Annotated in this window: 10 protein-coding genes and 1 tRNA gene; 4 read left to right on the top strand and 7 right to left on the bottom strand. The window is 66.6% G+C overall.

Annotated elements, in window-relative coordinates; translation table 11 throughout:
- Positions 1-23 precede the first annotated feature (23 nt).
- On the top strand, positions 24-491 hold the full coding sequence (locus GWK18_RS02420; RefSeq protein ID WP_166832977.1) for a tRNA (cytidine(34)-2'-O)-methyltransferase: 468 nt from the start codon (positions 24-26) through the stop codon (positions 489-491).
- Here the strand turns inward: GWK18_RS02420 and GWK18_RS02415 are convergent.
- A complete protein-coding gene (locus GWK18_RS02415; protein WP_166832975.1) occupies positions 488-1,855 on the bottom strand; it encodes a trypsin-like peptidase domain-containing protein in 1,368 nt (455 codons plus the stop codon). The genes GWK18_RS02420 and GWK18_RS02415 overlap by 4 nt on opposite strands.
- A 209-nt stretch (positions 1,856-2,064) precedes the next feature.
- Here GWK18_RS02415 and GWK18_RS02410 point away from each other — a divergent pair, with 209 nt between their 5' ends.
- On the top strand, positions 2,065-3,738 hold the full coding sequence (locus tag GWK18_RS02410) for a TPM domain-containing protein (protein WP_166832973.1): 1,674 nt from the start codon (positions 2,065-2,067) through the stop codon (positions 3,736-3,738).
- Between the two features lie 95 nt (positions 3,739-3,833).
- On the top strand, positions 3,834-4,601 hold the full coding sequence (locus tag GWK18_RS02405) for a PspA/IM30 family protein (protein WP_123825488.1): 768 nt from the start codon (positions 3,834-3,836) through the stop codon (positions 4,599-4,601).
- 104 nt (positions 4,602-4,705) lie between these two features.
- Here GWK18_RS02405 and GWK18_RS02400 read toward each other — a convergent pair whose 3' ends face one another.
- From GWK18_RS02400 to GWK18_RS02380, 5 genes are all read right to left on the bottom strand, one after another.
- On the bottom strand, positions 4,706-5,344 hold the full coding sequence (locus GWK18_RS02400) for a hypothetical protein (RefSeq protein ID WP_123825489.1): 639 nt from the start codon (positions 5,342-5,344) through the stop codon (positions 4,706-4,708).
- Complete coding sequence (locus tag GWK18_RS02395; RefSeq protein ID WP_166832971.1) at positions 5,337-6,242, bottom strand: helix-turn-helix domain-containing protein; 906 nt, start codon at positions 6,240-6,242, stop codon at positions 5,337-5,339. The genes GWK18_RS02400 and GWK18_RS02395 overlap by 8 nt, the downstream gene beginning before the upstream one ends.
- A 489-nt stretch (positions 6,243-6,731) precedes the next feature.
- Positions 6,732-6,805 (bottom strand) — tRNA-Met (locus tag GWK18_RS02390).
- A gap of 94 nt (positions 6,806-6,899) precedes the next feature.
- Positions 6,900-9,833, bottom strand: a complete 2,934-nt coding sequence (locus GWK18_RS02385; RefSeq protein WP_166832969.1) for a UPF0182 family protein — start codon at positions 9,831-9,833, stop codon at positions 6,900-6,902.
- A 304-nt stretch (positions 9,834-10,137) separates the two neighbouring features.
- Entirely contained in the window at positions 10,138-11,154 is a 1,017-nt protein-coding gene (locus GWK18_RS02380; protein WP_166832967.1) for a S16 family serine protease, read from the bottom strand.
- Between the two features lie 233 nt (positions 11,155-11,387).
- On the opposite strand from GWK18_RS02380, the gene GWK18_RS02375 reads away from it, so the two are divergent.
- On the top strand, positions 11,388-12,794 hold the full coding sequence (locus tag GWK18_RS02375) for a zinc-dependent metalloprotease (protein WP_166832965.1): 1,407 nt from the start codon (positions 11,388-11,390) through the stop codon (positions 12,792-12,794).
- Here GWK18_RS02375 and GWK18_RS02370 read toward each other — a convergent pair.
- Positions 12,779-13,384, bottom strand: a complete 606-nt coding sequence (locus tag GWK18_RS02370) for a M48 family metallopeptidase (protein ID WP_123825494.1) — start codon at positions 13,382-13,384, stop codon at positions 12,779-12,781. The genes GWK18_RS02375 and GWK18_RS02370 overlap by 16 nt on opposite strands.
- Positions 13,385-13,389: the final 5 nt, after the last annotated feature.

The raw sequence follows: 13,389 nt of genomic DNA, 5'->3' as shown, positions 1-13,389 counted from the left end.
CCCCACGCCCTAGGATCGCTGTCATGCTGCGCATCCTCTTCGTGGAACCCGAAATCCCCGGCAACACCGGCAACGCGATCCGTCTGGCTGCGGTGACCGGGGCGGAACTCCACATCGTGGAGCCCATCGGGTTCAACTTCGACGACGCCCACCTGCGCCGAGCCGGTCTGGACTACCACGACCTGGCCGTCATGACCGTCCATCCCGACTTGGAATCGGCCTGGGCGGCCCTGCAGCCGAACCGGGTGTTCGCGTTCACGACCACGGGGGTCACGCCGCACACAGAGGTCCAGTGGCGGGAGGACGACGTGCTGATGTTCGGCAAGGAGTCCCAGGGGCTCTCCGAGGAGCACAAGACGGATCCGCACGTGACGCAGGAGGTGCGGATCCCCATGTTGGCCGCGCGGCGCTCACTCAATCTGGCGAACGCCGCGTCCATCGGCGTGTACGAAGCCTGGCGTCAGCTGGGCTTCACCGGGGCCAAGCTCTAGTTCTGGGCGTCCTCGGCGTTGCCGACCGTCACGGTGACGGTCTCTTCCTGTCCGTCACGGGTGTAGACCAGTTCGCCTTCGCCACCGGCAGGCAGTTCGCGGACGGCTGCGGTCAGTTCGTCTGCATCCTGGATCTTGTGCCCGTTGAAGCTCTGGACGATGTCGTCCTTCTCCAGGCCGGCATCGGCCGCCGGTGAGCCGTCCTCCACGGACTGCACGACGGCACCGCCGGAGAAGACCTGGCTGTCGCCGTCGTTGGCCGGGGAGGCCGACACCGTGGCACCCAAGTACCCGTGGGTCGCTTCGCCGTTCTCGATGATCTCGTCGGCCACTCGCTTGGCGTGGTTGATCGGGATCGCAAAGCCCACGCCGATGTTGCCTGCCGAGGACTCTCCGGAGGACGACGAACCGGCGGAAGCGATGGCCACGTTGATGCCCAGGACCTGCCCGTCCGTGTTGACCAACGGACCACCGGAGTTGCCGGGGTTGATCGCCGCATCGGTCTGCAGAACGTTGAGGTACACGGATTCCGTCTCACCCTGCGTGGAGCCCTGGCCGTAGTCGAAGAAGAAGTCGCTCCAGTCGTCCCCGCTGCTGTTGCCCTCGTCCTGGGTGTCGCCCTCCGTGGGTGTGTCGGGAACCGCGGAGGATGCCACTGTGATGGTGCGGTCCGTGGTGGAGACGATGCCGTCCGTCACGGTGCCGGAAAGGCCCAAGGGAGCACCGATGGCGATGGTCGTGTCACCCACGTTGAGCTTCGAGGAGTCACCAATCTCGGCGGGAACCAGCCCTTCGGCGTCGACCTTGATGACGGCCAGGTCCGAGAGCGGGTCCGTGCCGACGACGCTGGCTTCGGTCACCGTGCCGTCGGAGAGCTGAACTTCAAGATCGGGATCGTTCGTCTGCCCGTCCAGGGTCACCACGTGCGTGTTGGTGAGGATGTGACCTTCTTCGTCCAGGATCACGCCGGAACCGGAGCCGGACTGGTTCCCGGACACGGAGGAAATGGTGACCACCGACGGCGATGCCTTGGCCGCCGACGCAGTGACCGCATTGACATCGTCCTCGTTGTTCACGATCAGATCGGAGCTGGCGCCCTGCGTCGCGCTGGTCAGAGCGTTCGATCCGCCCGCAGCCAGGTCGACCAGGCCGTAGGTCCCCGCCCCGACCAGAGCCGCCACCACCATGCCACCGGCCAGTGTCTTGCGGCCGATTCCGCGCGACTGCGTCTTTTGCTCCCCTGCCGCCTGGTTGGCGCCATAGGCGTCCGCGTAAGGGTTCTGGTTGACCATCGGAGCGGGCTGGTAGCCGTACTGATTGGGGTCCTGCGGGTTGGAACCGTACGGCTGGTGACCGTCACTCATGAACGGAACTCCTCATTCATCACGTCTGTGGACTGGGAACCAGTATCCCCCTCTGGCTGTGTCCACCCTGTGCGCGAGCCGGTGGGCAGCCGAGTGGGCATTCCCTGGCTGGGCGCATCGGCAGTTGGGTTAGTAACCCAACCACGCCCACGGCGAATCATCACTGCGCACCCAGGTTTGACACCAACCCCCTCAGTAGACTTCCCAGCATGAGCACGTCTGCTGCGTTCGGAGTCCTGGGAGTCATCGGCTTGCTGGCCATCGTGTTGTCGGCCGGGCTGATCTCCTGGTCGCGCAGCCGCCGTCGTCGTAGCGGTCAGGCGCCCGCCGTCGCTGCGGACCCCAATCAGCGCTACGGCCCCGGTGGGGTCCCTGTTGAGCAAGCGGCGGCCCACACTTTGCCGCAGAACGCCCCCGTCCCCCTCCCGGAATTGCACAAGCGCGCCGGTGAGGCGCTGGTTTCGGCGGACAACGCCGTGCAGTCTGCTGAACAGGAACTGGCCTTCGCTCAACTCCAGTTCGGTGACGACGCGGTGGGCCCGTATCAAGAAGCACTGAGTCAGGCGAAGGACCACCTGCAACGATCCTTCGCACTCCAGCAGAAGCTCGAGGACTCGACTCCGGACACGGAGTCCGAACAGCGGGCATGGATCGGCGAGATCCTGGACCGCTGCCAGCAAGCCGCCCGGCCGTTGACGCAGCAGCGCGAATCCTTCAGCCGGCTCCGTGCCCTGGAAAGCAACATTCCAGCGGCAGCACAGGCCGCGACGGCCGCCGTCGACGCATTGGCACCGGATCTGCAACGGGCGCAGGCCACCTTGGACCGTGTGGCCGCCCGATATCTGGACTCCGCCTGGCAGACCCTCCCCGACAATCTGGCTCAGGCCAGGGACCGGGTGGACTTCGTGCACACCGCCGTTCGTCAGGCCGAGGCCCATCTCGAGAGTGGTGCCCGGTCGGAGGCTGCACTGGAGGTTCGCGCAGCGGAGCAGGCTGCAGCACAGGCCCGGGACCTGGTGGCCTCCGTGGAACGCGGGGCCCAGGATCTGGAACGCGCAGAACAGTCCCTGCGCGATGCGGTGGCCGTGGCCCAGCGGGACGTGGCCGAGGCCGAGGCCGCCGCCCAGGTGGCCATGCGCACCGAACTGACCGGCAGCGCCGCGGGCGTGCGGTCCGTGCTCACCGGCATCCAGGCGGAACTGGCCGCCGGACGGTTCGACCCCTACTCCCTGGCCCACCGCCTGGCCGTGGTCACCACGGAACTCGAGAAGGCCTTGGGCGGGCTCCGGGAGGAGCACGAACGCGACCGAGCCGCCCGGGCCACTTTGGACCGCACCTTAGTCTCCGCTCAGGCCGCCGTGACACAAGCCCACGACTACCTGGGGGCCCGCCGCGGGGGCGTGACCGCACAACCGCGCACCCACCTGTCGGAGGCCGAACGGCATCTCTCCGAGGCGCAGCGGCTACGCAGCACCGAACCCTCGACCGCGCTCAACCACGCCAACGAAGCCATCCGGCTGGCCACCTCCGCCCGCCAGGAAGCGCAGGACGACGTCTCCGGATTTCACGGGGGATACGGCGGCGGTTGGGGACCCATGGGCGGCCCCGGCTGGGGCGGCCACGGAGGCTACGGCCGAGGCGGGTACCGCCGTGGCTTCCAGGGATACGGCGGCATGGGCTCCCCCGGTCTGGGCGGGGCGGTGCTGGGCGGCATCCTCCTGGGTTCCGCATTGGACGGCTTCAACGACGGCGCCCCGAACGTGGGCGGCGACGTCGGCAACGCCATCGGTGAGAACTTCGGCGGTGGCTTCGGCGATTCCGTGGGCGACGGTCTGGGCGAATTCCTGGGCGGACTGGGTGACCTCGGAGGCTTCGACTTCTGAGCACTGTCGCCACCCCACATTGACCTCACCGCATCCGACACGAACCACTCGAACCACCTGAACGACCGTCAGACCCTGATCGAAAGGACGATCCCATGAGTGCAAAGCAGTCCATCTTCGGGCGCGTGGCCCAGCTGGCCAAGGCCAACATCAATGCCTTGATCGACTCCGCTGAGGATCCGCAGAAGATGTTGGACCAGATGGTGCGTGACTACACGCAGAACATCCGGGAGGCCGAATCCGCCGTCGCCACCACCATCGGCCAACTGCGGATGCTCGAACAAGACCACGCCGAGGACGTTCGGGATGCCGAGGAGTGGGGCAACAAGGCGCTTGCGGCGTCCACCCGCGCGGACCAGTTCCGGTCCGCGGGCCAGAGCACGGAGGCCGACAAGTTCGACAACCTGGCCAAGGTGGCACTGCAGCGTCAGATGCAGCACGAGTCCGAGGCCAGCGCATCGGCTCCGCAGATCGAGGCTCAAACGCGCGTGGTCGATCAGCTCAAGGACGGGCTGAACAAGATGCACGGCAAGCTGCAGGAACTCTCCGCCAAGCGGGACGAACTCAACGCCCGCCAGAAGACGGTCGCGGCCCAGGCGGCCGTCCAGGATTCGCTCAAGGCCTTCGACGTGATGGACCCGCTCTCCGAGGTCTCCCGGTTCGAGGACAAGGTCCGCCGCGAAGAGGCGCGGATCGCGGGTCAGCAGGAACTCGCGGCGTCGTCGTTGGACGCGCAGTTCGAGTCCCTGGAGGAACTGGGCCGGCAGTCCGAACTCGAGGCCCGGCTGGCCGCGCTCAAGGCCGGCGGATCGGGCAACGCCGCCAAGGACGGCGAGAAGATCGTGAGCTCCGAGGAGGTCTGAGACGTGCGGGGTGGTTCCTGCCCGTCACCTTGAGGCGACGGGCAGGAACCACCCTCACCGGCGCTCGTCAGCGACCGCGCCGGACGTCCAGACGCAATAAAGCTTTAGCGCTCCAGTGCGGCAAGGAGGTCCTCTGCCAGCAGCGCCACGCTCTCGGACACGGCAGTTGGGTCACCGACCAACTCCTCAGCTGCACCGGCCATGAGGGACCCGCGGGCAGCTGCGCCATTGCCGAAGAGCTCGTCGAGTTGGATGATCGCCTCGCGAGTTACGTCCGCGCTGACACCTTCGTGCAAAAGGCGTTCGATCGCCGCAACGAACACCTGCGTCTCCACAGCCCGCAGCAAACGGTAGACGTCGTGTGCGTCCTTGTTGTCACGCCTCGAAGGCGAGTCGATCCGGTCGTGGATCTTGTGCAGCTTGGCCACCAGCAGCGCGGCGGGACCAGCCACGGAGACCTCGAACTCCCGAGGGTGGACGGCAGGATCGCGAGCCCCGATGACCATCTTGGAGTTGTCGATCAACGCAGCCTCAATGCCACGGATCCTCCGCATCGACTTCGAGTTGTGCGGGTCCACCACGACATCACCGTCTGTGGTGAACTCGGCCAAGGCGATCTCCGTCGCACCCGTGTGGAGGTAGACGGCCTGCGCCCCAATAATGACGAGTGCGTCGCGGTGCAGTTCCAATGCCTCCAGCGCATCGAGCAGCCCCGTCCGCGCCAGCGCCACTTCGTCATTCACGGCGCCACCGTTCTTCGTTGGCCTTCATCCACTCGATCAGGTAGTCGCCTTCAGCCGGTTCGCGGCCCGGCCCGTTGAGCAGGTCGGCTGCCACGTGAGGCGGCGCGGCCACCGGATAGCCCGCCTCAGCACGAACGGTATTGACGAACGGCACGTCACCGACGGTCTTGGGTTCGAGCAGGATGACGTTCGGAGCGGCGGCGTTGGGCCGGAGCCCCCACTGTTCGGAGGCCTCCTGGATGGACGAGACATAAACATAAGCGGCCTTGGCCGGGGCGTAGGTCGCCCACTCTCTCGCAGCCATCGAACCCGTGACGGCAACAGGGAACGTCGAGTCCTCCGCCAGGTTTCGGAGGAAAGACTCGACGCCGCGAGGCTCGATGAAGGCCATCGTGCGAGTTGTCGTCTGAAACGCGGCGTCAGCGCTCCATGCACGCAACAGTCGCTCCCAGTCGGTTACCCGGTAACGGGTGAGCTTCTTGACCACAAGGCCCTCACGCTCAAGGTAATCCAACACGCGGTAGGCGGCGCCAGTGGAAGAGCCGGAGGCAGCCACTAGTTCACGCACACTCCAATCGCGGCGGTAGTCCAGCAACGCGCGAGTGACTCGCGCCGCAGGCTCTCCCTTCAGCGTGCCGCGAGGTCGACCCTTCCGCCAAGGGTCGCGGTCCTCACCGCTTTCCGAGATGAACACCGCGGGTGCATCGATGACGACCCGGATGTTCCCGGTGGCGTCCACGTACGAGAGCCCTTGCTCCGCCAACGCTTCTCGTACCGATGGGGTGAGGTATCTGGCTGCGACGACCGGAACGTCGGTGTGACTTGTCGTCATGCTGCGGGATTGATCAGTGACCCGACCGACGTCGCGACGCTCCAGGACCTGCTTGATCTCGACCACCAAACGTGCTGTGCGACCATCCGGGGCTTCGACGGTGATCTCCAGGTCCGGACGCGCCGTTCCTCGGTCTGGTTCAAGCGCCTCGACTGTCTTCCAGTTACGCGGCAGACGCTCACGCACGGAGGCTGCAACGATTCGCGCCGCCTCAGCGGCCGTAGGCGCGTCGCTGGTCGCCACGACTGGGCCCCCGTTCAGGTCCTGGGCTTGTTCCGCCGACGACGGAACACTCTATTTACCCAAACAAGAAAGCAGGAATGTTCGGGAAACACGCCAGCTCCACCGACAGCGGACTGAGCCGTTTTCCCGAACAGCGAAGTCCTGGGCATCACGATGTACGACGAACTACTGGACGGTGTCCGATCGGATCCCCGCCTCACCAGGGTCTTCGGCAACCTGCAACGCGCTTCTGCGGAACAGCATCGAACAGGTTGACCACATTGCACGAAGAAAGGCCCGGTTCCTGGATTCCAGGAACCGGGCCTTCGAGAGTTGCGGGGGCAAGATTTGAACTTGCGACCTCTGGGTTATGAGCCCAGCGAGCTACCGAACTGCTCCACCCCGCGGCGACAGATGACTACTGTACGCACCGGATGACACCCATGCAAATCGGGTGCCCCGCGCCGGGACGGTCTCCGTCCCGGCGCGGGTTGAGTGGTGTCAGTTCCCCGAATCGCTCGTGGCGGGTGCCGACGGCGCCGTGGAGGTGGCCACCCCGTCGGCTTCCAGCGCCCGGTTGATGGCGTCCTCCAACCGGTCCTGGGCCTCGCCGTAGGCGCCCCAGTCCCCCTCCTCCATGGCGGTGTTGGAGTCCTCCATGGCCTTGCTGGCGTCGTCGAGGGCGTCCTCGAGGGAACCGCCTCCACCCGAACCGGAGCCGGCGTCGTCGGTGCTTCCGTCCGTGGGTTGGTCGGTGGCTGCGGGATCCTGGCCTGCGGCCTCGGCCGCTTGCTCCTCGCTCACCCCGGCACCTTGCACGGTCTGGGCTCCCGAGTCCCCACCGAAGACCTGGTCCAGCGCCTCGTCCAGCGTGGGGGCGAAGCCGACTTCCTCACCGTAGGAGACCAACACGCGCCGCAGCGTGGGGTACCCGGATTCGCCCGAAGACCTCACGTACACGGGTTGGATGTAGAGGATTCCGTCGTTGACCGGCAGTGCGAGCATGTTGCCGTTGATCACCTCGGAACCACCTTGCCGCAGCAGGTTCAGCGCGGAGGAGACCTCCGTGTCCGAGTTGAAGTTGTTCTGCGCCTGCCCGGGGCCCGGAACCACGGAGCTTCGAGGCAGTTCCAGCAACGTCATCTTGCCGTAGGTGTCGGCCTTGACGCCGTCCTCGCCCGTGCCTGCGTCGCCGTTGGCAGAAAGGTACCCGTAGAGCACGTTGCGGGTGTTCTCGCCCTGGTTCTGCTGTGGAATGAAGGGCGTGGTCAGTGAGAAGCTGGCCTGGTCCTCGCCCGGCATCTGCAGGGAGAGGTAGTACGGCGGGATGGCCGTGGAATCGTCACTGGTGGGGTCGTTGGGGATCGACCATACGTCGTCGCCCGCGTAGAAACTGTTGGCCTGGGTCACGTGGTAGGTGTTCAGCAGTTCACGCTGGACCTTGAAGATGTCCTCCGGGTATCGCACGTGGTCCATGAGTTCGGCGGACATCTCCGAGTAGGGCTTGACCGTTTCCGGGAAGACCTTCTGCCAGGCCTTGAGCACCGGGTCCTGGTCGTCCCAGGCATAGAGGTCCACCGACCCGTCGTAGGCGTCCACGGTGGCCTTGACCGAGTTCCGCATGTAGTTCACGCGTTCGTTCGGCAGCTGGGCAGAGGCTCCTTCGGCCGTGGTGGTGTCCGCGGTGGCGTCCTGCAGCTCCATGGGCGTGGAGTAGGGGTACGCGTCCGAGGTGGTGTACGCGTCCACGATCCACTTGACCCGACCGTCGATGATCGCCGGGTACGGGTTGCCGTCCACCGTCAGGTACGGGGCCACCTGGGACACGCGCTCCCGCGGGTTGCGGTCGTAGAGGATCTGGGACTCGCCGCGCACGGCGTCCGAAAACAAGAGGTCGGAGGACTGGAACTTGATCGCGTAGGACAGCCGGTTCAGCGGGTTGCCCACGTTCGGCCCGCCCTCGCCGGAGAACGTGGTGTTGACGTCCTTGCCCTCGTCGTCCGTGGTGGACGGGCGGTCCAGTTCGAGGTCCTGGTCGCCTTCGGCCCCACCGACGACGGAGTATTCCGGGGACTGCTGACCGAAGTAGATGCGAGGTTCGTAGTCCTCCGAGATGTCGCCCTGGGCCTGGATGCCGCCCTGGATGAACGACGGCCGACCATCCGACTCCACACGGTCGCCGTAGGCCGCGATGAGCCCGTAACCGTGGGTGTAGACGACGTGCTGGTTGTACCAGGAGTCAGTGGCGTTCACATCGAGTTCGCGGGCGGCCAGCACGGTGTCCTGGACCTCGCCGTCGACCTCGTACCGGTCCACGTTCAGCGTGGCCGGGAAGTTGTAGTACGGACGGAACTGCTGCAGCTGTGCGAAAGCGGGCGAGACCACGTTGGGGTCCAGCAGTCGGATGTTGCTGGTGGTCTGGGCGTAGTCGGCCAGATCACCTTCCCCCGCGTCCACGGTGGCGGCGTAGGACTCGGATTCGATGTCCTCCAGCCCGAAGGCCGTCCGGGTGCCGTCGATGTTGCGCTGGATGTATTCGGACTCGACCTGCTGCTCCGTGGGGGTGACCTGGAAGCGCTGCACAAGCGATGGATAGATCCCACCGGCCACCACGGCGACCACCACGAGCATGGCCGTTCCGATCAGCGGCAACCGCCACCGTCCGATGACCGCGGAGACGATGAACAGCACGGCCACGACGATCGCGGCGACGGCCAGGATCGCGCGCACCGGAATCACCGCGTTGATGTCCGTGTAGAGCGCACCGGTCCAGGAACCTGACGTGGACTGCAGCGTGGCGTAGCGGTCCAGCCAGAAGTTGATGCCCTGCAGGATCAGGAACAGCGCAGCGGTCACCGCCAGTTGGACGCGTGCCGCGATGGTGAAGGTCAGGCCCTTCTCAGAGATGCGGATGCCGCCGTATACGTAGTGCACCAGCACGGCCGCGATCGCGCACAACAACAGGATGGAGACCAGGAATCCCAACACCAGGCGCAGGAACGGGAGCGTGAACACCCAGAACGCGATGTCCATGCCGAACTGCGGGTCCTCCTGCCCGAACGGCTCCTGGTTGAAGAACAGCACGACCGTCTCCCATTGCGCGGCCATGGTTGAGGCCGTGAACAGACCGAAGAGCACGGGCACGGCGAACATGGCGATCTTGCGGACCGGCTCGAGTGCCTGCTGGTACCGGCGGAGGTTGTCGTCGGCCGCGGCCGCCGCGGTCAGGGGCCGGTGCCGGTGCGCGAGCCACAGGGAGAGCCAGAGCAGAACAGCCACGAGCAGGGCTGCGACGACGAAGATCACCGCTCGCGCGACGTTCTGGGTCACGAAGACCTTGAGGTAGCCGATCTGCCGGAACCACAGGACATCCGTGTAGATCTGGGTGAAAGCCACGAATGCCGCAATGAGCGCGGCCACGATCACGACCGTCATGAACAACGGGCTGCGCCCCTTACGGGGTTTCCGGCTGGATGCCCCGGCCGGGCGCGGCGATCTGGGGGTTCGGGGCGGTTCTGCCGGTCCTGATGTCACGTCGGTCCTGGGCCTTCCATGGGCTCTTCAAAGGGCGCGCTGAATACGCACCCCCCATTGTGTCCGCCACAGGCGTCCGTGAGCAAAGTCTCCCCACAGTGGCGCACCAGGATTCGCCCAGAGCGTCACGCGGGGATTCACACGAAACTCGGACCGAGCCCGCGGTGCGGAGGGCTTGATCCGCACCGCGGCCGCGGGGTAGGGGTCAGGAATCCGCGGAGCAGGTGCGGAGGCTGGCCGGATCGGTGCCTTCGGAGATGGCTGTGACCGCATCCACGGAGTCCTCGAGCGTGTCCACCGCGACCACGTCCATGCCGTCAGGGACGTGACCGACCACTTCCCCACAGTTCTCCACCGGTGCCAGGAAGACGTCGACCCCGGAATCCGCGGCACCCACGAGTTTCTGACGGATTCCGCCGATCGCCCCGACGTCACCGTTCACGTCGATGGAGCCCGTACCCGCGATGTGGCGGTCACCGCCCAGGGATCCGGGGGTCAGCTCGTCGATGACCCCGAGGGAGAGCATCATGCCCGCGCTGGGCCCGCCGACGCCGTCGATGCTGAACGTGACGTCGAACGGGAAGTCGAACTCCCGCTCCAGATAGACACCGAGTTGCTGGTTGCCCTCGGACTCCTCGGTGGCGGCGGTGAGCTTCTTCTCCTGCCCGTCGCGGTCGACCATCAGGTCCACCCGGGCGTCCTCGTCGTCGTTCAAGGATTCCCGCAGGCCGTCCAAGGACGTGATGGGCTCGCCGTTGACGGTACGCAACACGTCGCCGGGTTCCAGGACCCCTTCCGAGGGGGAACCGGGGGCGACCTCATGAACGGTCAACGTGGTGGTGTAGTCCTGGCCCATGTGCTCCAGGGCCGCCGCCACGGCCAGGTCCTGGGAGGAATCCATGGCCGCGGTTCCGGAGTTGCTGATCTCCTCCTGGGTGGTCGCAGGCGGGTACATCACCTCGAGCGGCAGAACCGCCTGGGTGGGCGCGGCCCACGAATACATGGTGTCCAGGATGCGGGGGCTGGACTCCGGACCACCCACCACGTACACCGTGGTGAAATCCAGTTGGGTCTCCGACGGGTACGTCCGGGTCCCGTCGATGCTCATCACGGTCTTGCCGTCGACCTCCCCCGTCGTGTCGAACGTGGGACCGGGTCGCTCCAGGACGAACGGGGTGGGAGCCCACACCGCGACCACGATCAGCAGGGCGGTGGCAATCATCGATCCGGACTCCAGGCCGAGCCGGCGTCCGCGGAGGGCGCGGAGCGCGCGTGGGAGGCGGGGAGACACTGGTCGGCAGATCCTTAAACTCGCATGCTTCAAGCGAACGACGGGCCAGGGCCTCCCAATGCAGCGGGGAGAGTCGATAGCCTGGTCGCCACATACTACGCCGCGGCGACCTGACCGGACGCACGTGGCCCGAGCATCTGGACCGGCCAAAGGATCGAGGAACCATGACGTCGCAGCCCCCCAACGGCGAGAACGACAACGAAGGTCAGGACCCCTTCCAGGCGATGTTCCAGCAGTTCCTGGGCCAGTCCGGGATGTCGGAGGAAGACCTCCAGAAGATGGGGATTCCCACCGATCCGGCGGCCATGCAGGCCATGTTCGCCCAGGTCCAGTCGATGTTCTCAGCTGGCCCCGCTGACGGACCCGTCAACTGGAAGGCCGCCAAGGATCACGCCCGGCGTGTGGTTTCCGCTGCGGGAGACCCGTCGGTCACGGAGGCCGAACGCAAGGTCATCGACGAAGCGGTCCAGCTGGCGCAGCTCTGGGTGGCCGACCACACGGCTTTCGACACACCCCCCACCAACCCGACCGCCTGGTCCCGCAGCGAATGGGTCGAGGGCACCTTCGACACCTGGCAGGAGATCACGGGCCCGGTGGCGGAGTCCATGACCAAAGCCCTGACCGACTCGATCCAGGGCCAGCTGCCCGAGGAGATGACCGGCATGCTCGGCGGTGCCTCCGGGATGTTAGCCAACGCGGGCTCCATGATGTTCGCCATGCAGCTGGGCCAGGTCCTGGGTGGTTTGGCCGCCGAGGTCGTGTCCTCGACGGACATCGGCTTCCCGCTGGCCCAGGACGGTTCCGCCATGCTCCCGCGCAACGTCAAGGACTTCGGTGAGGACCTGGGCGTTCCGGAGCAGGAGGTCGTGCTCTACCTGGCCGTGCGCGAGGTCGCCCACGCCCGCCTGTTCCACGCCGCGCCGTGGCTGCGCCAGTACGTGGTCGACCTGATCACCGCGTTCTCGCAGGAGATCCACATCGACATGGACCGCATCGAGGGGTTGGCCGCGCAGATCGACCCGTCGGATCCCGCGGCCATGCAGGAAGCGCTCGGGTCCGGGATGTTCATGCCCGAGCAGACGCCGAAGCAGCAGGCCACGCTCAAGCAGTTGGAGACCATCCTCGCCCTGATCGAGGGGTGGGTGGACGTGGTGACCGTGCGCGCCACGACCAACCTGCCGGGAGCCGCCGCACTTTCCGAGACCATGCGCCGTCGTCGGGCCTCGGGCGGTCCCGCCGAGCACGCCTTCGGGTCTTTCGTGGGCCTGGAACTGCGTCCGCGGCGGATGCGGGAAGCTGCGGAGTTCTGGCGCTTCGTGGAACAGCGGCGTGGCATGGAAGACCGCGACGGATTGTGGGAGGCCGCCGAGTTTCTGCCCACCGACGAGGATCTGGACGATCCCGCGGCGTACGAGTCGCGTCGCGGCCTGCTCACCGCTTCCGACGAGGAGTTCGACGCCGCCCTGGAACAGCTGCTGGGGTCTGACACCAAGGACGAAACCAGCGACGACACCGGGGACGACACCGACGACGGCGGGGCGGGTGGCTCTTCCGGTCAGTCCACCGACTGACCCGGTTCCTCCGCCGGTGACCGCAGGGCCCAGGCCGCTCCGTCCAGGAAGGCCTGGGCCTTTGCCGTGTCAGGGCTGCGGGCCTCCAGGGCGCGGAACGCGGGGCCATGGTTGGCCTCCAGCAGGTGGCACAGCTCGTGGAGGACCACGGAGTCGATGACCCATTCCGGGGCAGAACGCAGGCGGTCGCTGATGCGGATGCTCCCGGTGGCGGGGGTGGCCGATCCCCACCGGGTGTTCTGGCGGGACGACCAGGTGATGCTGGTGGGACGCGCGCGACCATCCAGGTACGTGCGGGACAGGTGCTGTGCCCGTTCGCCCAGGTACTCGTCACTCGAACGACGGCGCCCTGCCGCGGTGGCCCTGGAGCGTGAGGCCACGAGTTTGGCCACGAGCTCGGTTTCCCACCGCTTGACCTCCCGCGCGGACATCCGCGCCGGTACCTGCAGCACCACGGAGTCCCCCGACCAGTGGGCGGACACCGTCTTGCGGCGCCGCGCCGAACGCCGAACCTCGACGGGTGGGTTCTGCGCCCACGCGGGTGCGACGGGGCTCTCGACGGGCTCTTCAGCGGGGTTGGCTCGGTCCACCCCAC

Origin of the sequence: Kocuria sp. JC486 (genome assembly GCF_011602805.1) — a bacterium.
GTDB classification, from domain to species: domain Bacteria; phylum Actinomycetota; class Actinomycetes; order Actinomycetales; family Micrococcaceae; genus Kocuria; species Kocuria soli.
This window is presented reverse-complemented; position numbering and strand designations above follow the sequence as displayed.